Source organism: Sideroxydans sp. CL21 (genome assembly GCF_902459525.1).
Lineage (GTDB): Bacteria > Pseudomonadota > Gammaproteobacteria > Burkholderiales > Gallionellaceae > Sideroxyarcus.
This window is the reverse complement of the sequence record NZ_LR699166.1, coordinates 1811563-1837345: the sequence shown is the minus strand read 5'-3', so window position 1 is coordinate 1837345 and position 25783 is coordinate 1811563. Positions and strand designations below refer to the sequence as shown.

The 25783-nt window shown below is 53.1% G+C and carries 25 protein-coding genes and 3 tRNA genes; 11 read left to right on the top strand and 17 right to left on the bottom strand.

The annotated features are described in order from the left end of the window. Positions 1 to 8: 8 nt before the first annotated feature. From QOY30_RS08550 to QOY30_RS08510, 9 genes are all read right to left on the bottom strand, one after another. Positions 9 to 932: an NAD-dependent epimerase/dehydratase family protein gene (locus QOY30_RS08550; protein ID WP_283744204.1), complete on the bottom strand. Its 924-nt coding sequence runs from the start codon at positions 930 to 932 to the stop codon at positions 9 to 11. A 307-nt stretch (positions 933 to 1239) separates the two neighbouring features. Further along, the gene (locus QOY30_RS08545; RefSeq protein ID WP_283744203.1) at positions 1240 to 2424 is read right to left on the bottom strand and encodes a DesA family fatty acid desaturase; all 1185 of its coding nucleotides are present in this window, start codon (positions 2422 to 2424) and stop codon (positions 1240 to 1242) included. A 443-nt stretch (positions 2425 to 2867) separates the two neighbouring features. Further along, entirely contained in the window at positions 2868 to 5402 is a 2535-nt protein-coding gene (locus QOY30_RS08540) for a Tex family protein (protein ID WP_283744202.1), read from the bottom strand. 151 nt (positions 5403 to 5553) lie between these two features. Further along, entirely contained in the window at positions 5554 to 6144 is a 591-nt protein-coding gene (locus tag QOY30_RS08535; RefSeq protein ID WP_283744201.1) for a Swt1 family HEPN domain-containing protein, read from the bottom strand. Then, positions 6134 to 6760: a DUF5343 domain-containing protein gene (locus QOY30_RS08530; protein WP_283744200.1), complete on the bottom strand. Its 627-nt coding sequence runs from the start codon at positions 6758 to 6760 to the stop codon at positions 6134 to 6136. The genes QOY30_RS08535 and QOY30_RS08530 overlap by 11 nt, the downstream gene beginning before the upstream one ends. Before the next feature lie 139 nt (positions 6761 to 6899). Beyond that, positions 6900 to 7223 (bottom strand): hypothetical protein, encoded by a 324-nt coding sequence (locus tag QOY30_RS08525; protein ID WP_283744199.1) that lies wholly within the window; start codon positions 7221 to 7223, stop codon positions 6900 to 6902. Positions 7224 to 7572: 349 nt separating this feature from the next. After that, positions 7573 to 7749 (bottom strand): excalibur calcium-binding domain-containing protein, encoded by a 177-nt coding sequence (locus QOY30_RS18035; RefSeq protein WP_349496707.1) that lies wholly within the window; start codon positions 7747 to 7749, stop codon positions 7573 to 7575. Between the two features lie 141 nt (positions 7750 to 7890). Then, the gene (locus tag QOY30_RS08515) at positions 7891 to 8217 is read right to left on the bottom strand and encodes a type II toxin-antitoxin system RelE/ParE family toxin (RefSeq protein WP_283744197.1); all 327 of its coding nucleotides are present in this window, start codon (positions 8215 to 8217) and stop codon (positions 7891 to 7893) included. Between the two features lie 67 nt (positions 8218 to 8284). Continuing rightward, the gene (locus tag QOY30_RS08510) at positions 8285 to 8587 is read right to left on the bottom strand and encodes a type II toxin-antitoxin system Phd/YefM family antitoxin (RefSeq protein ID WP_283744196.1); all 303 of its coding nucleotides are present in this window, start codon (positions 8585 to 8587) and stop codon (positions 8285 to 8287) included. A gap of 172 nt (positions 8588 to 8759) precedes the next feature. On the opposite strand from QOY30_RS08510, the gene pepN reads away from it, so the two are divergent. Next, on the top strand, positions 8760 to 11405 hold the full coding sequence (pepN, locus tag QOY30_RS08505; protein WP_283744195.1) for an aminopeptidase N: 2646 nt from the start codon (positions 8760 to 8762) through the stop codon (positions 11403 to 11405). Between the two features lie 147 nt (positions 11406 to 11552). On the opposite strand, the gene QOY30_RS08500 is transcribed toward pepN, so the two are convergent. From QOY30_RS08500 to QOY30_RS08475, 6 genes are all read right to left on the bottom strand, one after another. Next, the gene (locus QOY30_RS08500; protein ID WP_283744194.1) at positions 11553 to 11879 is read right to left on the bottom strand and encodes a hypothetical protein; all 327 of its coding nucleotides are present in this window, start codon (positions 11877 to 11879) and stop codon (positions 11553 to 11555) included. A gap of 432 nt (positions 11880 to 12311) precedes the next feature. Further along, positions 12312 to 12542, bottom strand: coding sequence for a hypothetical protein (locus QOY30_RS08495; protein ID WP_283744193.1), 231 nt, complete (start codon positions 12540 to 12542; stop codon positions 12312 to 12314). A gap of 622 nt (positions 12543 to 13164) precedes the next feature. After that, positions 13165 to 14115 (bottom strand): sensor domain-containing diguanylate cyclase, encoded by a 951-nt coding sequence (locus QOY30_RS08490; protein WP_283744192.1) that lies wholly within the window; start codon positions 14113 to 14115, stop codon positions 13165 to 13167. Between the two features lie 277 nt (positions 14116 to 14392). Further along, the gene (locus QOY30_RS08485) at positions 14393 to 14881 is read right to left on the bottom strand and encodes a DUF7674 family protein (protein ID WP_283744191.1); all 489 of its coding nucleotides are present in this window, start codon (positions 14879 to 14881) and stop codon (positions 14393 to 14395) included. Positions 14882 to 15049: 168 nt separating this feature from the next. After that, complete coding sequence (locus tag QOY30_RS08480; protein WP_283744190.1) at positions 15050 to 15748, bottom strand: SDR family oxidoreductase; 699 nt, start codon at positions 15746 to 15748, stop codon at positions 15050 to 15052. Between the two features lie 79 nt (positions 15749 to 15827). Beyond that, positions 15828 to 16370 carry a hypothetical protein gene (locus QOY30_RS08475; protein ID WP_283744189.1) on the bottom strand — a complete coding sequence of 181 codons (543 nt, stop codon included), beginning with the start codon at positions 16368 to 16370 and terminating at the stop codon, positions 15828 to 15830. 154 nt (positions 16371 to 16524) lie between these two features. Here QOY30_RS08475 and QOY30_RS08470 point away from each other — a divergent pair, with 154 nt between their 5' ends. The 7 genes from QOY30_RS08470 to QOY30_RS08440 all read left to right on the top strand — a co-directional run bounded on the left by QOY30_RS08470 (position 16525) and on the right by QOY30_RS08440 (position 22425). Further along, complete coding sequence (locus tag QOY30_RS08470) at positions 16525 to 17523, top strand: calcium:cation antiporter family protein (protein ID WP_283744188.1); 999 nt, start codon at positions 16525 to 16527, stop codon at positions 17521 to 17523. Between the two features lie 187 nt (positions 17524 to 17710). After that, on the top strand, positions 17711 to 18019 hold the full coding sequence (locus QOY30_RS08465) for a J domain-containing protein (RefSeq protein WP_283744187.1): 309 nt from the start codon (positions 17711 to 17713) through the stop codon (positions 18017 to 18019). A gap of 12 nt (positions 18020 to 18031) precedes the next feature. Next, the gene (locus QOY30_RS08460; RefSeq protein ID WP_283744186.1) at positions 18032 to 18553 is read left to right on the top strand and encodes a hypothetical protein; all 522 of its coding nucleotides are present in this window, start codon (positions 18032 to 18034) and stop codon (positions 18551 to 18553) included. Next, entirely contained in the window at positions 18546 to 19358 is an 813-nt protein-coding gene (locus QOY30_RS08455) for a hypothetical protein (protein WP_283744185.1), read from the top strand. Before QOY30_RS08460 ends, QOY30_RS08455 begins: the two co-directional genes overlap by 8 nt. Then, positions 19359 to 20231 (top strand): hypothetical protein, encoded by an 873-nt coding sequence (locus tag QOY30_RS08450; RefSeq protein WP_283744184.1) that lies wholly within the window; start codon positions 19359 to 19361, stop codon positions 20229 to 20231. It begins immediately after the preceding gene. A 550-nt stretch (positions 20232 to 20781) separates the two neighbouring features. After that, the gene (locus QOY30_RS08445) at positions 20782 to 21627 is read left to right on the top strand and encodes a tetratricopeptide repeat protein (RefSeq protein WP_283744183.1); all 846 of its coding nucleotides are present in this window, start codon (positions 20782 to 20784) and stop codon (positions 21625 to 21627) included. Between the two features lie 150 nt (positions 21628 to 21777). Further along, a complete protein-coding gene (locus QOY30_RS08440; RefSeq protein ID WP_283744182.1) occupies positions 21778 to 22425 on the top strand; it encodes an HNH endonuclease in 648 nt (215 codons plus the stop codon). A 581-nt stretch (positions 22426 to 23006) separates the two neighbouring features. On the opposite strand, the gene QOY30_RS08435 is transcribed toward QOY30_RS08440, so the two are convergent. After that, positions 23007 to 23081, bottom strand: a tRNA-Val gene (locus QOY30_RS08435). A gap of 111 nt (positions 23082 to 23192) precedes the next feature. On the opposite strand from QOY30_RS08435, the gene gltX reads away from it, so the two are divergent. The 3 genes from gltX to QOY30_RS08420 all read left to right on the top strand — a co-directional run bounded on the left by gltX (position 23193) and on the right by QOY30_RS08420 (position 24828). Continuing rightward, positions 23193 to 24599 (top strand): glutamate--tRNA ligase, encoded by a 1407-nt coding sequence (gene gltX, locus QOY30_RS08430; RefSeq protein ID WP_283744181.1) that lies wholly within the window; start codon positions 23193 to 23195, stop codon positions 24597 to 24599. A 57-nt stretch (positions 24600 to 24656) separates the two neighbouring features. Continuing rightward, positions 24657 to 24732 (top strand) — tRNA-Ala (locus QOY30_RS08425). Positions 24733 to 24752: 20 nt separating this feature from the next. After that, a tRNA-Glu gene (locus tag QOY30_RS08420) sits at positions 24753 to 24828 on the top strand. Between the two features lie 249 nt (positions 24829 to 25077). Here the strand turns inward: QOY30_RS08420 and QOY30_RS08415 are convergent. Then, positions 25078 to 25767, bottom strand: a complete 690-nt coding sequence (locus QOY30_RS08415; RefSeq protein ID WP_283744180.1) for an outer membrane beta-barrel protein — start codon at positions 25765 to 25767, stop codon at positions 25078 to 25080. Between the last annotated feature and the right edge of the window lie 16 nt (positions 25768 to 25783).

Sequence of the window (25783 nt, the reverse complement as noted above, 5' to 3'; positions counted from 1 at the left end):
CAAACGGCTCACGCTGAGTATTCGAGGAGTTGCTTAAGTCCCTCAGCCAACGGGGTCATGGCGGGAGGATCAAGCAGTTCGAGCATCTTGCGCGGCGATGCGCTGGAATGGCGGATATCGCCCATCGCAGGCGGCGCATGCTCAATGACGGGCGTGCGCGCCGCGCATTTCGCCAGCGCGTCGATCAATTCCAGCAATGTCACGCTGTGCCCGGTGGCGATATTGCTTACGCCCGTGGCGGTACTTTTCAGCGCATTCACGTTGAGGCGCGCAACATCCTTCACGAAGATGAAATCCCGCGTCTGCCCGCCGTCGCCGTACACGCGCAGCGGGTCACCTTTGGTCATCGCGGAAGCAAACCGGCTGATCACGCCGGCATAGGCGGAGGAAGGATCCTGGCGCGGCCCGTACACATTGAAATAGCGTAACCCGAGGGAAGAAAGCGAGTACAGCGTGTGATACAGCGCCGCATACTGGTCGTTGATGCTCTTCTCCAGTCCGTAGGGAGACAGCGGTGCAACCGGGGATGTTTCATCCAGCGGCAGATGTTCGGGAGCGCCGTACACCGCCGCGCTGGAAGCATAGACGAACCGGCTCACCTTGGCGCGACGCGCCCCGTCGAGCACTTTAAGGAAGCCACTGATATTGTGCTGGCTTGAGCCGAGCGGATCGGTCACGGAAGCAGGCACCGAAACCTGCGCCGCCAGATGCAGTACATGGCTGATGCCGACGAGCGCCAGGTCGACCGCCGACGTGTCGCGGATATCGCCGTTGATCACTTTCAGATTGGGATGTTGCGGCAGATTCGTTCGTTTGCCGGAAGTAAAATTATCCAGCACGCTGACCTGCGCCCCGTCAGCCAATAACGCTTCAACACTATGCGAGCCGATAAAGCCTGCACCACCTGTAACCAGAACACGCATCTGTGACATCGATCATTAACCCGTTAAGTATGCCTTGCAGCTTTCGGATAACGCCGTCTTCGTGCCGGGACCTCTCACTTGGCAGAATTTTCGGCGTCATTTCCCCGCAAATTTAATTGACTTAAAGATTAATAGCAATGACCATGCCATCGATTGGTGGTTGTAACAACCTATTGCCAGCAGAGGGAATTCCGCTATTTTTTGCAAGTAATCCCGGGTAGGTGACAAATTCCTGACGCAGGATGACTATTAGCCGACTGACTTGAAACGGCATCGCTTCTCTTTTCGAAGGATGCCGCCTCTACCGCTCCATCTTTCAGTGACTATAGCAACGGAGTTGCTGGGAGAATTCCCGCAGGGCATTGATGCCGCTTTCTTCCGCGCGGCGACACCAGTTTTCCAGTTTCTGCGCCAACAGCTCCTTCGACTCATTGGACCTGTTTGCCAACAAGGCCAATTCCTGGCGCATCGAATAGATGGTTTGAAATACAGCGCTGGACTGGACCGCCTGCTTCAGCACCAAACGCTGTTTTTCGGGCAGATAATTTTCGTCTACTTTCAGCCATAGCTTGATCGCACTGCGCATTCCCCTGGCGTTCTTTGCGTGGATCGCGCGGGCACGCTGCAACCTGTGAATCTCGTTATTCGCCGTTTCCCGCAACGATCTTGCAAACCTGCCCATCACTTCGTATTGGTGATAAACGATGGATTGCAATGTTTCCGTATCGCATTGAACCTTGGCCGGATTCGTGCGCACCTTGGGAGCGACCTTTCTCACCCTGGCCAGACCGAGCATCGAGAGGATGCGGATATACATCCAGCCGATGTCGAACTCCCACCATCTGACGGAAAGCTTGGCCGATGCGCTGTAGGCGTGGTGGTTGTTATGCAACTCCTCGCCGCCGACCAGCAGTCCCCAACCGACAATATTGCGCGAAGTATCGTTCGTCACAAAGCTGCGATAACCCCAGAAATGCCCGACGCCGTTGATGACACCGGCTGCAAAGAACGGAATCCACAGCATCTGAACCGCCCAGATCGTGATGCCGATCGGGCCGAACAGGATGACATCCAAGAACAGCATGATCGTTATGCCCAAGCTGGGGCGCTTCGTGTAGAGATTGCGCTCGATCCAGTCATCCGGTGTGCCGTTCCCGTAGGTTTCCAGGGTGGCGCAATTCACGGCTTCCTTGCGATACAACTCATAACCGCCAAACAACACGCTACGGATGCCATAGATTTGGGGGCTGTGCGGGTCTTCCGGCGTTTCCACCTTGACGTGATGCTTGCGGTGGATTGCCACCCATTCCTTGGTGACAATACCGGTCGTGAGCCATAGCCAGAACCGGAAGAAATGACTGGTGATCGGGTGCAATTCCAGCGAATGATGCGACTGGTGCCTGTGCAGAAAGATCGTGACTGCGGCGATGGTGATGTGGGTGAAGGCCAAGGTGAACAGGACGTACCCCCACCATTGCAGATGAAGTAGATTGAATTGCATATTGATGCTGCCTTTGCAAAAACTCCGCACGTTGCTGACTACAAGATCCTCGGAGAGGCAGCGGCGAATAGATTAAATGGTGAAACGTACCAACATCGTATGCCTGACTAAATTTCCTGTCTATTCATTTATTTTGTTTATTCAGGGAACTCGAATGGGTTGAATTCAGTACCAGAAGTTTGGCAAGAAAGTTGGTTAACTCACTGATTATTGGACTGTCCATTTCACAAATACCTAAGCCCCCAATCCCGTTCGTCCTGAGCCGGTCGAAGGAAGGAACGGCGCTCAGACCATGGTCGTTTTCATCCCGCAGCCTAACCACAACATCTCTCCGTTCGCCCTGAGCCTGTCGAAGGGTTGAACGGCGCTCAGACCGATGGACATTCACCCTGACTGCTATCCATTCATGGTTCGACAAGCTCACCACGAACGGATGTTTTTTATTAACCCTTCAGTTTCGCAAACGCCGCCGCCATCGCTCCGCCCATCGGGGCTTGCGCCGGAGCACGGTTGGCAGGCTTGCCAGAAGGTTTACCCTGCCCGCGATTGTCTCGCGGCTCGCGTTGTCCCGATGCTTCAGGCTTGTTGCCGCCCGCCTGAGCCGCCGCGTCCGTCAACCGCATCGTCAGCGCAATCCGCTTGCGTTTCTCGTCCACTTCCAGCACTTTCACCTTCACGATCTGCCCGGCCTTGACCACGGTGTGCGGATCCTTGACGAAGTTATTCGACAGCGCCGAGATATGCACCAGCCCATCCTGATGCACGCCGATATCCACGAACGCGCCGAACGCGGCCACGTTGGTAACCACGCCTTCCAGGATCATGTCCGGCTTCAAATCGGACAATGCTTCCACGCCTTCCTTGAAAACTGCAGCGACGAATTCGGGGCGCGGGTCGCGGCCGGGTTTTTCGAGTTCCTTGAGGATGTCGCTGATGGTGGGGATGCCGAACTTCTCGTCCTGATATTTGGAAGGACTGAGCGACTTCAGCAGGTTGCTGTTGCCGATCACGGCTTTGATGTCCTGCTTGATGTCGGCCAGGATGCGCTGCACCAGCGGATACGATTCGGGGTGAACGGAGGAGGTATCAAGCGGATCGTTGCCGCCCATGATGCGCAAAAAGCCAGCCGCCTGCTCGAAGGTCTTGTCGCCCAGACGAGGCACTTCGCGCAGTTCGGCACGGCTGCTGAAGCGGCCTTTCAGGTCGCGCTGGTTCACGATGGCCTGCGCCACGCTGCTACTCAAGCCGGAAACGCGCGCCAGCAAAGGCACCGACGCCGTGTTCACGTCCACACCCACGGCGTTGACGCAATCTTCCACCACCGCATCCAGCGAACGCGCCAACTGGAACTGGCTCACGTCGTGCTGGTATTGGCCAACACCAATCGACTTGGGATCGATCTTCACCAGCTCGGCCAGCGGGTCCTGCAGGCGGCGCGCGATGGACACTGCCCCGCGCAAGCTGACATCCAGTTCCGGCAATTCCTTGGAGGCGAATTCGGAGGCGGAATATACCGACGCCCCAGCTTCAGAAACAACGATGCTGGTCATCTTCAAACCGGATTCAGGAAGCCCGTCATTCCGGCGAAGGCCGGAATCCAGTTGATTAACAGCTCCCCCTGCAAGGGGGACAACGTCTTTGGTGTTGTCTGCTTCGCAGCCCGTCTTGATTGCTGGATTCCGGCCTTCGCCGGAATGACGGCCTGATGAAGCGTCGGCGCTCCCGCACATCTTGATCAGCTCATGCGCCAACTTATCCGTCTCCCGCGAAGCCGTCCCATTCCCAATCGCAATCAACGTCACCCTATGCTTCTTCGCCAACTGCGACAGCGTGTGCAGCGACCCATCCCAATCATTCCGCGGCTGGTGCGGATAGATGGTGGCGGTATCCACCACCTTGCCGGTCTCGTCCACCACCGCCACTTTCACGCCGGTGCGGATGCCGGGGTCCAGCCCCATGGTCACGCGCGGCCCGGCGGGTGCGGCCAGCAGCAGCGCTTTCAGGTTGCGCGCGAACACGTTGATGGCCTCGGTCTCGGCCTTGGTGCGCAGCGCGCCCATCAGTTCCGATTCCAGATGCATGAAGCTCTTCACGCGCCAGGTCCAGCGCGCGGTATCCATCAGCCAGCGGTCGGCCGGTCGGTTCATGTCCTTGATGTTGAAACGGCTGGCAATGCGCATCTCGCACGGGTTGTGCGGCGAAGCCCAGGTCGGCTTCTCTTCTTCGCTATCCAGGCGCAGCTGCACATCCAGCATCTCTTCGCGGCGACCGCGCAACACCGCCAGCGCGCGGTGCGAAGGAATGGTGTTGATGGATTCGGAATAATCGAAATAGTCGGCATACTTTTCCGCCGCGTCGTTCTTGCCTTCGAGCACCTTGGACTGCACCACGCCGTGCTCCTGCACGTATTCGCGCAGCGATTGCAGCAAAACTGCATCCTCGGCAAAGCGCTCCATCAGTATCTGCCGCGCGCCATCCAGCGCCGCCTTGGTATCTGCCACGCCGGGGTTGGCATCGCCCGCCTCGCTGGTGAACGGATCGCGCAGATACTTGGCCGCCTCCTCTTCCGGATTCAGCGTCGTGTTCGCGAGCAACGCATCCGCCAACGGCTCCAGCCCCGCCTCCAGCGCGATCTGCGCCTTGGTACGGCGCTTCGGCTTGTACGGCAGATACAAATCTTCCAGATGCGTCTTGTCCGTGGCCAGCGAAACCGCCTTCAACAACTCCGGCGTCATCTTGCACTGCTCGGTGATCGAGGCAATGATGGCCGCGCGCCGCTCTTCCAGCTCGCGCAGATAACGCAGCCGGTCTTCCAGCAAACGCAGCTGCGTATCGTCCAGGCCGCCCGTCGCCTCTTTGCGATAGCGCGAGATAAAGGGAACGGTCGCCCCCTCGTCCAGCAAGGCAATGGCAGTAGCGATTTGAGCAGGTTTGGCCGCGATCTCGGCGGCAAGGCGTTGTTCGATTGAAGGAAGCATGGATTGGTTTACGAGTTACTGGATTAAAAAGCCCTCGGAGTGCAGAGGGCTATGGGTGAAATTTACGAGGGGCGGATTATGCCAAGATGAACGAGCGACAGGAAGAATATTCTCGTCGAAAACTATTTCGACGCTGACCCTGTTTGCACAACTACAGGCCAACCATTCTGTTCCAATCGTTAACATACATCTCTATTCGTTGAAACTCTGCGGGTAATAGCAGCCTATTGTGAGCCACGTAATTTCTAGCCTGCTCAAGTTCATCCATACGCTGTTTGATCCAATGTTGAGTTGGGACAAGATCCGAGAAGTCATCCCAATTAGCAATAATAATATCGGCTAAATGTCCGAACTGAATAAAACCAAGTAGGTCGCGCTTTTGCCCTTCCAGCCAAGAGTTTTCTATTGCGTCCTTTTGTCTTCCAAGCGCGAACTCTTTTATCTTCTTGGGTACTTTGTCTTCCCACCAATTACTACCATAGGTTTCTTGGAGTCGTTCTCTTACGAGATTCCTAACAGAGTTTTCAAAACAATAGAGCAAAGTATAAAGGCGCCCCATCTCCAGCGCCTCGTTACGCATATCAATGCTAAATGGACTTAGCGTCTCTTCAAGCAAATTGCGCTCTGCCTCAAATAAATCGGCACCAACGCGGATGCCGGCAGCTCGAAATCGCTCGGCATCAGCTTCAAACATTAGTCCTCGGAAAAGCCAATCTCTTACTTGTGGTTTGCTAATTTTCAAGGAGATGCTCCTTTAGCGACTTGAAAATGGCGTTATAGACTTCTGGATCTTTCGTGGCCGGCAGATGTATTTCGATGTTGTATCTGAGGCCTCCGAATGCATACGGAGGAATTTTTTCGTCGTACCTTTCTGTCGTAGTCCTATCCTTAGGTTCGGCTTTTTCTTCTGCCTTCTTTTGAGTAACCTTTACAGTGTGTTTAGAGTCAATGTCAGAAATGTCCAAAAGCGCATAAAAAGTCTTTGCTTGCTCTTTTGAAACACGATCTGTTGTGTTGTGCACTGATTTGAACTTACCTTCTATTGCCGTTCTATCCGACTCAGTGGGTTTTTCGTTTACATGAAAAAGATCTCCATATGCCTCATGCAATGCCTCACCAAGGACAATTTTTGAGTTTGATCGATCGCGGTATGCGTGATATCTCTGAGTTGGAGCACCATCTGCAGATAGAAATCCTAGGTCTTTTAAGAGTGGTATAACGCCTTGATCGTTACTGCTCTTGAAACCGATACTTTTAAGATGGGCCACTGTGAACTTGTCAGGCGCAGTACCTTCGACGATCTTGTTGAAGATCGTTGGGAGATTCTTGACACTCGTCATGTATCGATTGGTAAGCAAGGTACTCTCCTTATGAATGCATGAATGAATGAATTTATTTGACTAAAGTTACCGAAGTCGACTTCCTTTTCAACTCATCCAATGTCTAAAGTAATTCGACACCGGTATCCCCGAGTGTATTCTTTAGTCCCGTTGAGACTTACGACTCAAAGTCACCTATTTGAACTGGATACAATGCGAACCAGTTTTTGTTGTATACGGCCTCTCTATCGCGCGGTAAATCTTGAACCGTAGAAAGTCCGGAACCCGGGATGCCTGTTTCCTGGTTAACGACTATACAAGTCAGGGGGGGCAACTCATTGGTATCGCAGTACCTCATGATTCTGTCGAGGATTTGAGATAACACACCTGCCCCTTCAAACTCAAGGTGATTGGCGACATGTGTGTAAGTAAGTGACTGTCGATTGTGAGCTGCTGCTATAAGAATTTGCCAAACTTGCATAGCACGTTCTGAGCGTTTCACGGAGTTCTCCTCATTGATCGTAAATTATGTGGGTCGTCAGAAATTAAAGGGGGCTGGGTCGAATTGTTTTCCCCACCCACGCCTACCCCCCGCATTGCTTTCCATTTACTGCGCCGAAGATTAGCAGCAAAGAACCCTCAAGCATATATGCCAAAAGATATAGATCACTTGCTTCAGTCACAGCTGAACTATTCCGCCCCAACAATTTATCTTGATATTTGAATTCGTCTGCAGCCCAGTAAAGACAGGCGTCTTCAGGGGATATGATTCTCGAAATGGGTTGTTTGTTGCAATGACCTGCAGAATAAAGTTTGACGTTTTCTTAACAAATGAAATTAATTTTAGAGCGCTATTTGCACCATTGCGTTTCGCACGGCACACCATCGTGGTTTACATCCATCTTCACGCCTGGACAGTTGCGCAGGAAAAATGTTGCTTCTTCGCAGGAGTGCATTTGCGAGCAGTAAGTTAGGCCATCACAGGTGTAGGTATGAGATGGGGGCGTTTCGACGGGTGGTGAGTGAATTAATGGGGTCGGGTTCGCAATATTTTTCCACCTGCCCCATCGCCCCCTTCCAGACGCCGTTTAATCCCGCGCAATCTATCAGCCACGGCAACTCTTTACCACCAGCAAGAATATTATATAGACCTCTCGACTCCAGGCTGGCTATACGCCCAGCATCCTGCGCGACAACAGTGCCTGCATGTCGCGCCGTCCGTCGGCAATGATGTAGATGATTACCTGTTTGCCGGTCACCCGGTAGATGAGGCGGTAGGGTTTGAAATGTACCTGGCGGTATTCGCGGATACCCAGCGCGAGCAGTTCTTTTGGGTGGGTGCCGCGCTCGGGAAAAGTGGACAGTGTTTCGACAACTTCCAGGAGCTTATCCAGCACGAAGTCTGCGTTTTTCTGGCTGTCGTGCTCGGCGATGTAGTCGTAGATGCTCTCCAGATCACGCTCTGCACCTTGGGTGAGCAGAACCTTGAAATTCATATTGAACGACTTCCATTCATGGTTCGACAGGCTGTGCGTGTGCTGTTGGGGCACATGCCCCTTACAGTCACGGCCTACCCCTTGCGGGTGCACCACGAACGGAAGGATTATTTTTGGCCTTAAGACGACGCACCACTTCGGCCACCGGGGTGACTTTGCCTGCTTCGATCTCCTGTTTGCCCAGTGCCAGTATCTTGAGCAATGCCAGCGTTTCCTGGGTGTTTTCGTAGGAAGCAATGTCTTGCATGACGGCCCTGGCTTCGCCATTTTGGGTGATCAGATAGGGCTCGCGTTTTTCGGTCAGTTCTTTTAGCACCTCGGCTGCATTGGCCTTGAGATAGCTGATGGGTTTGATGTTGGTTGAGCGCATGATTTCATCCCTTGAATTACTCGAACCGAATATAGTCTTTTAATGGTCTCATGACAATCCCTGAATTGATGCCGCGTGACGGAGTGCAATATTCCCTGCTGCAGCTCGCCCAGGATGGCTTGCACCGCGCTTTGCTGTCACACTACGCCCATTCCCGTAAAGTAAACCCATCATGACCCAACATACTCCCCATACCACACTCCTGGCCGACTACACCCCGCCCCCCTTCCTGATCGACACCGTCGATGTCGACATCGATTTCCGCAGCGGCGAAGCCATTGTGACTGCGCAGTTGGCGGTGCGCCGCAATCCGGCGGCACACACGCCAGATGCGCCGTTGGTGCTGGACGGCGAGGAACTGGAATTGCTTGGCATCAGCCTCGACGGCGTGGAGCTGGCCGCCGATCGTTATCGTTTGAGCCCGGACCGGTTGACGCTGGCTGCCCTTCCCGATGCCTTCCGCCTGGAAACGCGGACGCGCATCCACCCCGATGGCAACACGCGCCTGTCCGGTCTCTACCGCTCGGCCAACGGCTATTTCACCCAGTGCGAAGCGCAGGGCTTTCGCCGCATTACCTGGTTCCAGGACAGGCCGGATGTCATGTCGCGCTACACCGTTACGCTGCATGCCGACAAGGCGGCGTTGCCGCAGTTGCTGGCCAACGGCAATCCGGTGGCCAGCGGCGACGAAGCTGGCGGCCGTCACTGGGCCAGGTGGCAAGACCCCTTCCCCAAGCCTTGCTACCTGTTCGCGGTGGTGGCCGCCAAGCTCGATGTGCTGAGCGACAGCTATCGCACCCTGTCGGGCCGCGACGTGAAGCTGGCGATCTACGTCGAGCACGGCAAGCTCGACCAATGCGAACACGCCATGTCCGCACTCAAGAAGGCCATGCAATGGGACGAGCAGACCTTCGGTCTGGAATGCGATCTCGACATTTACATGATCGTGGCGGTGGGCGACTTCAACATGGGGGCGATGGAGAACAAGGGGCTGAACATCTTCAACACCAAGTACGTGCTGGCCCGGCCGGACGTTGCCACCGATGTCGATTACGAAAACATCGACCGCGTGGTGGCGCATGAGTATTTCCACAACTGGACCGGCAACCGCGTGACCTGCCGCGACTGGTTCCAGCTCTCGCTCAAGGAAGGACTGACCGTCTTCCGCGACCAGCAATTCGGCGCCGATGTGCATAACCGCTCGGTGGCGCGCATCCGCGAAGTGCGCGGCCTGCGAGCCTCGCAATTCCCCGAAGATAACGGCCCCATGGTGCATCCGGTGCGGCCTGCGTCGTATATCGAGATCAACAACTTCTATACCGCCACGGTCTATCAAAAAGGTGCCGAGGTGGTGCGCATGATCCAGACCCTGATTGGCAAGCCCGCCTTCCGTCGCGGCATGGATCTTTACTTCAAGCGTCACGATGGCCAGGCCGTGACTTGCGACGACTTTGTCGCCGCCATGGCCGATGCGTCCGGCGTCGACCTGAAGCAGTTCATGCGCTGGTACGACCAGGCAGGTTTGCCGCACGTGCGCGCCACCGGCAGTTACGATGCGGCAAAGCAACGCTACGTGTTGCGCCTGAGCCAGTCCTGCGCCGCCACGCCCGGCCAGCCAGAGAAACAGCCGTTCCACATCCCCGTCACCGTGGGGCTGGTGGGCCCAAACGGAGAAGACCTGCCCTTGCATATGGCCGTCGACAGCAACATGCCCACCGAGCGCGTGCTGTCGCTGCAAACCGCATCGCAGGAATTCGTCTTTGAAAAAGTTTCCGTTGCACCCGCGCCCTCGCTGCTGCGCGATTTCTCGGCACCGGTCGTACTCGGGTTCGATTATTCGGCAGCAGAACTCGCCCACTTGCTGGCGCATGACCGCGATCCATTCAATCGCTGCGAAGCCGGCCAACGACTCGCCAGCCAGCTGATCATTGGAGCCACCGCCGCCATCAGCGCGGGCCGCACGCCAAGCTGGTCGGCAGACTTCGCCAAAGCGGCGGCGCGAGTACTGGCCGAATCCGCCACCGACCCAGCCTTCGCCGCTGAAGCGTTGACACTACCCGGCGAGGCAACCTTGGCGGAGCAATTGGACGTAGTCGATCCCGACGCCCTGCACGCCGCCCGCAACGGCCTGCGCCGCCACCTCGCAGAACAACTCGGTGCAGAATTCAGGGCCTGCTATGAGTCGCTTGCGCCAACTGGCATCTATCGGCCCGATTCGCAGGATGCCGCCCGCCGCGCCTTGCGCAATGTATGTCTCGGCTATTTGTGCGAAACGGACAGCGCAGAGACGCGCGCACTGGCGAAGAAGCAGTTCGATACGGCTGACAACATGACCGACCAGTTCGCCGCGTTGAGTGTGCTGGCACAGAGCGAAGGCGAAGAACGCGTGCAGGCGATGGCTGCGTTCTATGCGCGCTGGAAAGACGAGGCGCTGGTGATCGACAAATGGCTGCAGGTGCAGTCCACCAGCCGCCGCCCCGGCACGCTGGTGGAAGTCGAACGGCTGGTCGCACATCCCGCCTTCGATCTGCGCAACCCGAACAAGGTCTACGCCCTGCTGCGCGCCTTTGGCAGCAACCATGTGCGCTTCCACGCCGCCGACGGCAGCGGTTACCGCTTCCTGGCCGAACAAACACGCAAGCTCGACGGCATCAACCCCCAAGTCGCGGCGCGTCTGGCACGCTGTTTCGACCGCTGGCGCAGGTTCGATTCCGCTCGCCAGACACACGCCCGCGCCGCACTGGAAATGCTACGCAACCATAAGGGACTGTCGCGCGATGTGTTTGAGATTGTGGAGAGGTCGCTGGGGATATCTTGAATCGATTGTTAGCAACAATCTTGTTCGATTGAAGTTTGAAGCCCGTTCGCCTTGAGCTTGTGGAGAGATGAATGGGTTTCCACAGGCCCAACACGAACGGTATTACTTCATAGTGCAGAATCAATAACTAACGAGACAAATAACAAATTACATTTTCGGATGCGGTGTTTGGTCTGGATTGGGATGAGTGTCATCTTCCAAATAGCAGTGCTTCAAATACTCATCTTTCTTCATTCCATCCAACTTCATGTTTTTTGCATTCTGATCGCATTGCTCCGCTTTTTCACTAAATTGAAAAGCTGTCATGTCGATTCTCTTCAAGCATGACTTCAAGAAAATATCTCTTTGATGTTTATTGGAAATCTTCGCACCTTCTTTAGAGCATTCTTTAGCATATTCAGCATCATGTGCAAAAGCGGGGGCGGCAATAGCCGCCAGCAGAAAACTGGTTAGTACAACCATATTCTTAGACATAAATTTCCTCGTCGCGTGTTAGCGTTTCTGGTTTCAAATTATTTCGGCCCAGCCAATACGGCAGAGCCTCTGGACATTCGTTTCTTTATTGTTGCAGCTTAGTCAACACTTGCCAAAAGTGCCGGGAATGCCACTATCAATGTCGCAATAGCGGCCACGATCCAACGAACGTACTTGGCTGCTTCTTTGTATATGAGTTTCATTTGTTATCTCCAATTCTAATGGGATCCTGATTCAATATTTGGCGACTCCTGTCGTGCATTCCAGCACTGTTGAGTTAGGCAAAGCTGGCCAAAGCAGCGATGGACACCGCGGCTGCAGCAAGCCAACCCAAAACCGATTGGAACTGGATATCTGCCTTGTCTTCGCCGTTGATGATCTTGTCGTTCATGATGTTCTCCTAAAGTTTTCGATGAGATGAATTGCGTACGATTACAAGCTGGCGGCAATAGTCGCGATGCTGACAGACAGCGCCGCCAACCAGCCCAGATTCCCGATGAACTTCGTGTCATCGTTTGTCAATTCTTCCTTCTTGTTGATCTTCGCATTGATTCTGTTCAATTCCGCCTCAAGTTCTTTGAGGTTCCCTTGTTGTTTCAGAAGATCCTTGAGTTTTTCTTCATGTACCAATCTCAATGCGCTGGTGTCCAAATTCGTATCCATTTCAAATTTCCTTTCAGTTAATGATTTAATGATTGCATTCGCGTCTATCAATCAGTTACCGTGCTATTTCTATTCGCGTCGTGAATCGTGTTGGTGATGCGATGTGTGCATATTGCTCGCAAACATGCGGTATGTATTTCAGTCGAATCTGATCATGGCCTAGGAAATTTCTGATTTGTCTGATTTGGCGCCGGGAATAGCCTTTCCAGACGCAGGTTTGAACTGGGAATACCGCCATAGTATCGATTGCAAACATCTTGCGTCGGCGGCAAAATTCTATTAATACAAATTAATAATCAATAAGATAAAATTAATCTTGAGGATCATGCGGTCGCCATAAACGGGCTATAGAACCAAAGAGGTCAGGCTAAACGCCCCCCATCTGCTGCGCCGAAGATTTGCATTTAAGCAAGACCCGGGTTTAATGATTCAGCTTCAGTCACCGTCGCGCCACTCCTGTTCGGGAATTTATTTCGATATTCACGTTGGCCTACAGGCCAGTAAAGACGGGCGTCTTCAAGGGGACAATTCTATAAACGGATTGTTTGCTACAGAGATTTTTTGATTTTTCTTTAATCAATGCAAATTAGTTGTCGGCAGTGATTTGCATTTTGACTTGAAGTCAAACGTTAACAGAGTCAGTTTTAACGTCAGGATGATATTTGCAATCAATATGGCCATGAGCCTTGACAGTGTTGCGTCCAGCCGCTTTGGCCCGATACAGCGCAACATCGGCCCGACGGACTATGCAGTCGATGCTATGGTCATCCGGAAGGCTGCTGCACAAGCCGGTGCTCATGGATAGGGCGATACTGCCATTCGGCGTGCCGATCCTTACCTGATTCACTTCCTCGCGAATTCTTTCGGCCAGCAACATTGCCCCGGACTCAGGCGTGCCGGGCAATAGCAGCCGGAATTCATCTCCTCCTGTCCTGGCAAAGATATCCTGCTCGCGAAGATTGGCCTTGGCTGTCTGGACAAATTTTCGCAGCGCATCGTCTCCCGCCTCATGGCCGAGGGTGTCGTTGATTTCCTTGAAGTAATCAAGGTCGATCATCAGCAGGGAAAATTCTTCGCCGGTGCGTTTGAACGAGGTGAATTGCTGATTGGCGAGATCGTAGAAAGTTCGCAGATTCAAAGCGCCGGTCAGGAAGTCTAACCTGGCCGCCTGCGCGAGCTCACTTTCCATGCGCTTGCGCTCGGTAATATCAAGTATCACCCCGGAAATGCCGTCGGTCTTTCCTTCTGCATTGTAAAAAACCGACTTGAAGAATACGACATCGTGGTAGGTGCCGTCGGCATAGCGTACGTTGGCCTCGTAGCTTTGCGTCCCGCCCTTGTCCATCAATTCGAGATCGGCCTTCTCGTAGATGGCGGCGAGTTCCGCCGGGGCGATGTCATATACAGTGGAGCCGCAGAGCTTCGCACGAGGGACGCCAATATAGCTTTCAAATGCGCGATTGCAGGCAATGTAGCGACCGCCTCCGTCCTTGATGAATATCGGGCTGGGCAACATGTCGATCGCATTCTGGATACGGCGGACAAATTCCAGGTCAGTTTGTTGGCTAATCAATTATTGAATTCCTCACCTGAATTAAAGCGTAATGAAAGAGGGGCGAAATGCTTTTTCAAGCCCTACATTCCAACGCGTCGAAGCCTAGCAGTAAAGTCCCTCCTAGCATATATGCCAAAAGATATAGACCTTTTGCTTCGGTCACAGCCGCCCGGCCCCGATTTTATTTGACTGGTGAGGTATACAAACCGGCTTGAAGCTCGGTAAAGACGGGCGTCTTCAAGGGGCTAAATTTTCGCAAGGTGATATTTTTTAAAGTAAATCGCAGGGCGAAACTTTATTTTCTCAGTTCTTCGTAGTGGCGCTCCATGATTTCAAGTGCGGTCGCCAGACGCCTGGGCATCAGGGTACGTGCCTTGGCATAATCGAATGTGGTCTCGCCATAAAAAAGATTGACCAGATAAGACACACCGATCGCCTCGTGCAGTTGAGTGTCGGCGGCTTCCAACACGCTGTCGATGAAAGCAAAATGCGCGGACAACGTAGACCAATCCTGCTTCGACATTGCCTCTCTCGTAGCAAGCGCCATGGCGCCTATTTCAAGGTGCAGCGCCCAGTTATCGGTGTTGATGCTCGCCGCCACTTTGGGAAAACGTTTTGTCAGGTAGTCCGTATTTTGGGAATTTTCGGTTACCGGAAATGGATTGCGGAAAGCAAGCTTTTTCAGTTCGCGGAATGAATTGAGGTTAGCTTGGGATCGCGAATTTTCTGACATCCTTTTGCCATAGGCGTGCCATGTACCAGTGCGATCTTCTTCGAATTCCATTAGATCTCCCAGAAAAAGAGGAACAGGCTCAAAATACGCTTCCGCCTACTCTCTCAACTCGTATTGCTTTACCTCTACCGCGCCGGAGATTATCAGCAAAGCCCCTTCCAGACCATATGCCGAAAGTTATAGACCTTCCCTTTCGTGATTGATCTTCCGCCGCAGATATCACCAGGGAATCACAACCCCGTCATTGCCGATGAATTTGCCTGCGTCCGCCAGGGTGAGGCCGGTTATCACTTTTCGCATGTCCGTCACGCTTTGCTCGACCGGGATCATGGCGTTGGGGCCGCCCATGTCGGTCTTGACCCAGCCGGGATTGAAAGCCACCGAAATGATCCCCTGCTCCTTCAGGTCAACGGCCAGACTTTTCACCACCATATTGGCTGCCGCTTTGCTGCTGCGATACAGGTAACTCCCGCCGCTGCTATTGTCGGCTACGCTGCCCATCTGACTGGTGATCGTGACGATAAGTTTCAGTTCGCTGCGCGCAATCTGCTTGACGAACGATTCGACCATTTTGAGCGGGGCCATGCTGTTGATGTTGAAAGCGGTCATCCATTCCGCATAGTCGGTATGGCCAAAGCCGTGCTTGTCCGCGGTCGGATAAACGCCTGCATCGTTGATGAGCAGGTCTATCGTTTCATCGGACAGCGTCCGTGCAAGTTGCTCGATCTGCGCATGGTTGGTCACGTCGAGCGCGTGGAGCTTGATCTGTTCGGGATATCGGGCCGCTAATTTGTTCAGCGCATCCGCTTTGCCGGGATCGCGGCAACAGGCCAGAACACGCCAGCCATCGGCTGCATATTGATTGCAGAACTCCAATCCGATTCCGCGGCTGGCGCCGGTTATCAATAATGTTTTCACGATCAACCTCTTCTGTTCAAGGATTGCACGGGCAACGTCGGATTGGTTTGCCGCCGAACTCCCCCGTCACAATAATTACTCAGAGCAGATTCATTTCGGAAGCCAGGGATGATGCCGTGATTTCCAGTTTGCCCATGATTTGTTGCCAATCGTTGGCGCGATGTGTGCCGAGATATTCGAGGAAGGACGCATCCGGATCATTCAGGAGGATGGCGATGGCGTAACCATCGACATTGTCCGTGATCTTTATCAGGGCATCGTATTTGGTGCCACTCCCCAGCGCATCATCGATCACGACGGGAGCCTTGTCGAAGAATACCCGGGGAAGTTCCATGCGCAGGGCTTCGGTAAAGTCGGTTTGAATGGCTGATTTCGCCTCGTCGAAGCTGCGGAAGTCCGAAAAATGCCCGAAGGGCTTGATTTCGAAATACTGTCGCACGGGCGGCGTGATTTCCTGTTCATGCGCATCTTCGAACGCCGATTCAATTTCCGCCCTGTGCCCCGCTTTCAGGCTGATCCGGATGATGAGCGCCTCGGTTATGCCGGCGAACCCGTTGGCCTGGAAGAATCGAACGATGCGTTCAGCTGCTTCATTTCCCTGCAAAGGGTGAGTGTTTTTCATTGAAACCTGCCCTGATAAAAGAGGGGCTCAGTGTACCCAAAGCGAACTCGGAGCGCACCCATTCCAGGTGAGGTACGGGCGATTTTCATTCGGAGGAGGTCAAAGATTTTCTCTGGCAAGGTAAAATCCGGGCTAGCCATCCCTCAAGTCACTCGTGAATAACGCAATCCATAATATCCAGGGCTATTTTGCCAACCCATTGATGCTGCTCGCCTTGTTTGTGATGGCGAGTTTTGTGATGATCTGGCGACTGCATGCCATGGAAAGCAAAGGCTTTGAAGGCACCGTGCTCGGCACGCTGATCATGCCTTATTGCTCCGGGTTCGCGAATCTGATCTTCGCTTATGTCATGAGCAGCTCTGCCGCCAATGGCGGTCTGGTCATCGAGAACTGCCTGGTCAACAACGCCACCAACCTGACGCTGATCCTCGGGCTGGCTGCGATCTTCGGATCGGCAGCCGTCGTGAAAAAAGGCGGCGGCTCAAAGCAGAAAGCAGCGAAGCAATCGGAATTCCATCGCATCAACAAGCTTAATCTGCTGTTCACACTGATCGCCTTGTTTCTGTTCACCGGCACACTCTGGGCTCTGGCGAAGGATGGCACGCTGGACTTTTACGACGGCTTGGTGCTGGTGGGGTTGTTTCTGTTCTGGCAGATACTGCACGTATTCGAAGTACTCAAGGACAATATCAGGAAGAACAAGGGGTTTCACTGGACGATTGTGATCGACCTGGCACTGCTTGGGATCAGCGCCTATGGCGTCTATTACGCGGTCGATCATCTCGTGACCTGGGTCTCCACGACACACAACCCGTATTTCAGTTTTGCCAAACTGGGCTGGTTCAGCGGCCTGCTGATGGTCGTGCCCAATGCGTTCCTCGCGCTGTATTACACCTGGACCGGCAGACAGGATATCGTGCTGACGTCGCAGGTCGGGGATGGGCATATCTGCATTCCGATGTGCATCGGCCTGTTTGCGGTATTCAATCCCATCCAGGTTCCCGCGTTTTTTCAGATGGGAACCTATATCATTCTCGGCGCGGGTGTAGTCAACTTCCTGTCCATCGCCATCCTGGGACGCATCCCCCGCCCTGTTGGCTACGGCCTTATCGGTGGCTATGCCGTGTTCTTGTATATGGGACTTATTCAGTAAGTAAGAGGTTTCGACTGGCCGATCCCAAGACCGGCAATAAAGCGCTTTCCCACCAAACATTCGCCAGTCATGTTTCGCCTATTCAATCAGACCGGCCACTTCCGTGGCAATTCCTTGGAAGGATGAGGGATAACTGCACGTAAGGGATGGTAAATTGGTAAAATCGCGCGCCTTGCAGGAGGCTTCATTGGAAAATCCATACAATATTCTCGGCGTCTCGCCGACCGCTTCGACCGAAGACATCAAGAAGGCCTACCGCGCACTTGCCATGCGCCATCACCCGGATCGGAATCCCCACTCCAGCGCCGAGGTCCGGTTCAACGCCATCAAGAAGGCGTATGAGCTTCTTTCCGACCCTCAAAAGAGGGCTGAATATAACTACAGCCTGAATAATCGCATCATCATCGACCCCGAGAATGAGGCGCAAAGTTTGTGGGGTTCGCTATTCAGCCGTTGCGGAATCGAACTTCCGCGCAATGACCGTTCATCTACTTGAAGACAAAATATTATGAAAAGCATTCATCCTGAATTTATCTACCAATCGCGTGAACTCGGTGTCCAGATCGAAGACACGCTGGGCGAGCCGCCTGACAGAAAGAACTATGACCGTGTCATCGATTCCTTGATCGGGGAATTTGCCAAGGGCACGGAAATCGACGATGTGAATCTGTTGAGCTTCGCATTGGTCAATCACCTGGTTTTTGATAACGCTCAGGGGCTATTGGCAGAAGGTGGCCAATATGATGCTGGTGATGCCGCAAAAGTCTTGAAAATGGTGTCGTGCAGCGATGCCGCATCGGGCAATGCCTTGGCCACTGTGTTTACGGCCAATCCGGAATTGGCGCGCAAGGCCATCATTACGGCTTTCCTGTACAAGAACCCCAAGCGCTGGACAGACGAGGATCATTCTCTCGATGCACTGCAGCAAGAGGAAGACAAGGAAAACAATGTCGAGGATGACGAAGATCAGATCTCGCACGGGGAAGATATAGAACATCTGTTCGATACACGCGGAGACGAAAATGTCTGACAAAACCAATCTTCCCGCAATCCGGCAACAAGTCACCGAGCTGGTTCTGGCCGGTTCGACCAAACATGCGGAAGAGGCCATCAGTGAAACAGCCGAAAAGTTCGGCGATCTCGCTGTTGTCGAAGTGCTGAGCACCCTGGAGCCGCATGTGGCGTCGCTGCATTTGTCTGCCTTCGATGGCGGCAAGATGTCGCTGGCCACATTGCTTATTCCGCCCAAAGCCTGGGCCGAAAGTCTGGCTTATTTCGCGGCCACTTGGGACGAAGACTGGATCGAGGACGAGCCGGAAGTGTTGGCCGAATCGCTGTTCGCGCACATACATGGCGTGATTTATGCCAGCGATGATGAAGAGCGCCGTGCCGAGTTGCTCAATGAAGCGCTCGCGACCGACTGGGGGACAACTGCGTTTGCCGTGCTTTTCTCGACGGCGGCCGATGAGATCATCGAGATCGCGAATGACATCCATAATCTCGGCGCCCATAGAAGCGGCCAGACGACTTCGGACCACGACGTGATCCCGCTCGCGTTGGAGATTGCCAGGACCAATGAAGAAGCCTGGGACCGGGTGCTGTTCGAGATATTTCCCGACTGGATCCCCGGCGAGAACGAATTGCACGCGGGGTCTGACGAAGAGGACGGCGACGACAACGACGAGGCGGAAGACGACGATCGCGAACATGAATATGCCATGGGCCGGACGACCAGGGAACTGTTGCTGCGCCTGCGCAGGCAAGTGCCCAGCAAGGCGGCCAGCACGCCAAAGGCTGGTGGACGGCCGAGCCTGGGTGAGGATATTTTCTCCTAAATGAATATCACCAGTTTCACCGCCCGCCCACCCCAATTAGTACAGGCACTGGAGGCGCTTGCACTGCGCACGGACAATCGGGATGCCGCCGACACGCTTTTCCACGAACTCTGCGGAATCACCGTGCTGGTCGCGAAAAAATTCACGAATGACAGGACCGCGGATGGCATGCTCGACGCGTTCCACCTGACGGTCGGATGCATCTCGCTGGGCATCAGCCAAGCCGGCATTGCCGATAGCAATGAAGCCCGGCTTTCGTTTCTGCTGCAACACGGCGCTGAATATGTGTTCCAGATGGGATTCCGGCATATTAAGGAATTGTCCTCCCTGCCCTATGTGGCCTACATTTCCGATTTTGATAACGACGCTTTCATTCAACAGCGCAATCTCAAAGCGATCTTCCTGGAAATTTGCAGTGCCGATCCTGTCTCGACATGGACAGGGGACGCGGTCTTTCAAAATGAACTACTCGATCGGAAGCGCAACCAGAAGATCATCGCTTGTGCAAAATGGTTGCGCAAGAATAATTCCGATGGCCCCGTAAAATATCCCGAGCTTGATGCCAATGCCGTGATTTCAATAGCCGTTATTTTTGCAATATCGGGTGATGGAAGGATTGTCGCGCGAACGGCACAAAGGGGGATCGAGAACCTGATCGAGCGCACCCGAGAAATGCGGCCGGATTTCGAGATGAACTGGAATGATTTCCTGAAAAAAATACCGCCTGAGTTTCAGCCCATCCTGCTTGAAAGGATGGAAGAACTCAGGGGCACTATCGTCAAGAAGATATTTTCCAAAACCAGAATCAAAACCGTGCTTACCGAGTTGCAAGACCAATATGCAGGCAGCGAACAGGATATCGACTATTCCTGAACCTGAACCAGTGTCACTCATCGTTTAAGCTGCGCCAGCCATGTCCCATCCATACCAAATACGCGTTGAGCCGTGAATTTGGAAGAGACAGGCTTTAACACTTATTGAAAGCTATCCCTGCCCCGACCATGCTGTTGCCTTTGGCACGAACGAAGAAGGTCAAGTCTTTGTGCTGAATTAGGTGTTCGTCCAAGCTAAGTCAGCCTTGGATAAAGTCGTCTGCAGGGGATGGGAATCCATCTGCGACTTTATGGCTGAATAATGGCAGGTGGATTGTAGCTATGCCTATGGCCGGGATCTGTATTGGGAATTGCAGCTTGATGATCAACGAACAGAATGAATGTTTTGAGCATATTAGAGAACGATCATTCTGTTGACAATCTTAAGTACAACTATCGAACTTACCCGCCATGATGCTGTCTATTCGCCGGTGAGATTTTTCCTGGTCAGGAAACTCCAAATACAAGTTGCACAAGTAATACTTGTTTAACTGTGTTCATGTATATGAGTAGGTTGGACATATTAGAGTCTGAATTCAATGGAGATTTGAATGCTAAAAATCGTAAGTTACTGTTCCGCCATTTTCTTTGCTATGTGGATCTCGACTGGCCCCGCACTTGCAGATAATTCTCCAACCATTGATCAAGTCTATCAAGCTGCCAATTCTGGCAGATTGGGTGATGCGCAAAGTATGATGGAGAAAGTTCTTAAGGATCATCCAAACAGTGCAAAAGCACATTTTGTTGAGGCAGAATTATTTGCCAAGCAGGGCCAATTGGCGAACGCCGAAAACGAACTGAATATTGCTCAAAAGTTGCAACCTGATTTGTCATTTGCAAAGCCGGTCGCTGTTCAAAATTTGAGGAATCAGATTTTCGCAAGCCATAGTGTCAACCAATCTTCCACCGGCAATTATCAAGCCCCGTCAGGAAATAGCTTCCCATGGGGAATGCTGCTCCTTGGACTTGGTTCCATCGCAGTCATTGTGCTGATAATGCGTGCAATGAATTCTCGTAACTCTTCCACTTTTCCAAGCAACTATCAACCAGGAATGCCTAATGGTGCGCCTTCTCCCATGCCCATGCAGCCCTATGGTGGTGGGATGGGGCCGATTGGTTCCTCTGGCAGTGGAATTGGTGGCGGAATTATGGGCGGTCTCGCTACGGGCGCTGCTGTTGGGGTCGGCATGGTCGCTGGTGAAGCATTGGCTCATCACTTTATGGACGGTGGTCGCAACGATTCAAGCAATGCTTCTCCGGTTGCTGACACATGGGGCAACTCATCCAATAATGACATGGGGGGCTCAGATTTTGGATTGGCCGACAACTCGACTTGGAATGACAGTTCTAACGTGGCTGATAGTGGTTCAGATGTCGGTGGCGGCGACTGGACCTAGGAATCAGAGACTGAACTTGTCGCTGGCATCAGGGACATCCAAGACGCTCTTGAGTAGATAGACGGCGAGTATCATGCGGACGCGCGCATCCGGGTAACAACTGTTAGAGTGCATACCCTCCCTAAAATCACCCGCTGGAGTAAAACGCAAATGGAATTTGGCAATCCGCTGATGTCTCGCGCCGCTAGTGTCCTTACCAATGAATTCGGCTCACCGTCTCGTGAAACGCTAAAGGTCATCGCCTGGAACGTAAGGCCCGACCTTGGAGTTGTGCTCCAGATTGACCAACCCAACCGAGAACAAGGTGCCTTCATCTGGGTGCCATATCCTCCGGACGGTCAGCCCGTGCCTGAAATCGCTCTCGAATATCCCGGCGAGGCCGGGCGTCACAGCAATACCTATCCTTCTCCCGGCTTAGGGCGCGGTTTTCCCGCGCTCAAATTGGCGGTAAAGACGGAAACCGAGCTGGAGGACACAATCTCCTTCATTAAGGCATTCCGCGATACCATGCCGCTACCCGAAGTCAAGTCACAGCCCACCGAGCCACAAGCTCCAGTGCCTGTTGATGTCTCCCGCATGCCCACGGTGAAGGAGAAGCCCGCCCGCCGTGAGGCCATACCTCGCGCCGTTCAGCGTGAAGTCTGGCAGCGCGACGGTGGGCGCTGCGTTGAGTGCGGTACAAAAGAGAAACTTTGTTTCGACCACATCGTTCCATTTTCTCGTGGCGGCAGCAATACGATTCGCAACCTTCAATTGCTATGCGAGCGCTGCAATCTTTCAAAGGGCAACCGCATTTGAACGTGGTGCCCACCCCATCATTCCACTTGCCTGCGTGAAAAGCCGCTAGAGAATTCAGACGTTAGGCATGTCTAATCCCTGGACGTTACGCCGAAATTATTTTGCCTCGTATAGCGTCACTCTCTCGTCACTCTGAGTAACTTTATCAATTCCAATCCAACAAATGAGTTACCGTTTCGATAAAGTAGTGCAAACCCTTTGAAGCCATGCCCGCTATTGCAATCGTTGCTTGGCACGAGGAAATCACCACCCAAATTTGTTATCCGCCAGGTCAAGAAAAAATTTGCACCGAGACTGCTAGAGAGTGACGAAAATAGGTTGAGAGAGTGACGTCACTCAGCGAGTCACTCAGTGAGTCACTTGCAGAAGCAAGTTGTCGCAGAAGAAATTCCAAGCTCTAGCTCGGAACCAATTCAACTTGTGTGATGGAAGTGGCGCAGGACCTCTTCAGACAAAACCCAGGGGCACGGAGGCATGTCACGATAGGTCGAAATGAAAACTGAAGTTTTCACATATTGTTCACACGAAAACAAAAGCCACTCGACGGAGTGGCTTAAGCGATTGTTTATTAGTGCTTTGCGTGGTGGGCGGTACTGGGTTCGAACCAGTGACCCCTGCCGTGTGAAGGCAGTGCTCTACCGCTGAGCTAACCGCCCAATAGAGGGCGCGCATTTAATCATAGCCCTATATATACGGTCAATTTCTTTATCCGCTTTACCCATCTATCGTAAAATGCGCGCCTTCGTTTAATGCCACAGGAATGCCCCATGACCGTCCGCACCCGTTTCGCACCCAGCCCCACCGGATACCTACACATTGGTGGTGCGCGAACTGCTCTGTTTTCCTGGGCCTATGCACGCAAACATGGCGGCACTTTCATTCTGCGTATCGAAGATACCGATGTGGAGCGTTCTACTCCCGAAGCTGTGCAGGCTATTCTGGACGGAATGGCCTGGCTTAAATTGAACTACGACGAAGGCCCGTTCTATCAGATGCAACGCATGCCGCGTTATAAGGAAGTCATCCAGCAGATGCTGGCGGCGGGACAGGCCTATTACTGCTATACGACCCCGGCAGAACTGGATGCCATGCGCGAGGCGCAGCGTGCTCGCGGCGAGAAGCCGCGTTACGACGGCACATGGCGTCCCGAACCCGGCAAGTCTCTGCCGTCTATCCCCGCAGACATGAAGCCCGTGGTGCGTTTCAAGAACCCGATGGCCGGTGTCGTTGCATGGAAAGATATGGTCAAAGGTCATATCGAATTCAGCAACACCGAACTGGACGATCTCATCATCGCCCGTTCCGACGGTACGCCAACCTATAACTTCTGCGTGGTGGTGGACGATTGGGATATGGGTATCACGCAAGTGATCCGCGGCGACGACCACGTCAACAACACCCCGCGTCAGATCAATATTCTTAAAGCGCTGGGTGCCACCATACCGAAATACGCCCACCTGTCCATGATCCTCGGTGACGACGGCACCAAGCTTTCCAAGCGCCACGGTGCGGTGAGCGTGATGCAATACGACGAAGACGGCTATTTGCCGGAAGCCGTCATCAATTACCTTGCGCGCCTGGGCTGGTCGCACGGCGACAATGAGGTTTTCTCGGTCGCACAATTCTGCGAGTGGTTCGATCTCGACCACATCACGCCTTCTGCCGCGCAGTTCAATACCGAAAAACTGAACTGGTTGAACAACCATTACCTCAAACAAACCGATAACGCCCAATTGGTGGAACTGGTTCGCCCTCGCCTCGAAAAACGCGGCATCAAAGTGTCAGCCAGCCCGGATCTGAGTGCCATTGTCGGCGTATATAAGGAACGTGTTGCCACGCTTAACGAACTGGCCGACGCAGCGGAAGTGTTCTACATCGATCTGCACCCGGATGCAGCCCTGCTTGATGCACAACTTTCCGCTGAAGCCATTCCTGCACTGCGCGACTTGTCGCAACTTTTCGCCACAGTGGCATGGGAAAACACTGCAATCAGCGCCGCCATCAAGGAAATCATAGTCAAACACGGCTTGAAGATGCCCAAGCTTGCCATGCCACTGCGCGTGATGCTCACCGGACAAACCCAGACACCTTCTGTGGATGCTTTGGTGACATTGTTTACGCGCGAGATGGTTCTGGCACGCATAGAAAAGAACCTCTCGAAAAAAACCGGCTGACTTGCTTTACAAGGTGGGGTGCCATCACTATAATGCGCGCTCTTTTCGGGGCACCCCGGGGGTATAGCTCAGCTGGGAGAGCGCTTGCATGGCATGCAAGAGGTCAGCGGTTCGATCCCGCTTACCTCCACCAAAAAGAAAAGTAACAACGAAGTCCCCTTCGTCTAGAGGCCTAGGACACCGCCCTTTCACGGCGATAACACGAGTTCGAATCTCGTAGGGGACGCCAAACAAAACAATGGCTTGCAGAGATGTAAGCCATTTTATTTTGTCCGTGCGTAATCTGTGTATTCAAAATTTACCGTACAATAAGTCAGATCGCCACTACTCAACGATTTATATGAGCCAACGGGCATAAATCAGTAGCACCCATGCTGAAGAAGCGAAACTGTAACCAGAAAGTGGCCGGGCTTTGAATCGGAAAAAACATTGCGGGCACTTGATTCAAGTGTCCGTCATTTTTGATAATTTTCCTGGGTCAGAATTTGAGAACAATCCCAACTGAAGCCAGCGAAAGCGCTATACGAGGGGGATTGGAAATTCCATAAGCGCTATATATGTCGTAAGAACCAAAATTTTCATATTGAGCTCGAATGGCAAAACTCTTACTCAATTCATATTGAACCCCGGCTCCATACGTCACAGAATTTTTGATTTGTCTGCTTATGGGCACGCCGTTAACTGAGATACCTTGCATGACTGCGCCAGTAGTATTCGAATTTGCATGGTAGCTTTCACTGAATTCAGCGCGAACGGTTCCTACTTTTCCGAAGAAAGAAAATCCGCCGGTGATCGGAACAGTCGCTGTTCCGGAAAATGCCCACCCGATTGCCTTGGTTGACCATGTGGCGAGTGTCCCAGCGAGCCCAGAGACGGTAGATATCCCTTCTCCTGTCGCATTTCCCAAGTCACCATAGCTGGCTTCAAACCCCCATATTGGAGTAAATCGATAGTTGTAGGCCAGACGTAAAGCGGTATGAGTTTCACTACAAGTACTGCCCGAACCCATAGCAACAGTAACCCAAGGTGAATCGCATGCATTTTTTGCTTTAGAGTACCCGCCGCTGAGAATAATGGATGAATTCGTGGTTTCGTTGTTAGCAAATGCGGGTGAAACTGCCAAACAACAAATCAATGCTATTGCATATGTCCTGATGCGTCTCGCCATTATTTGGTTTCCGATT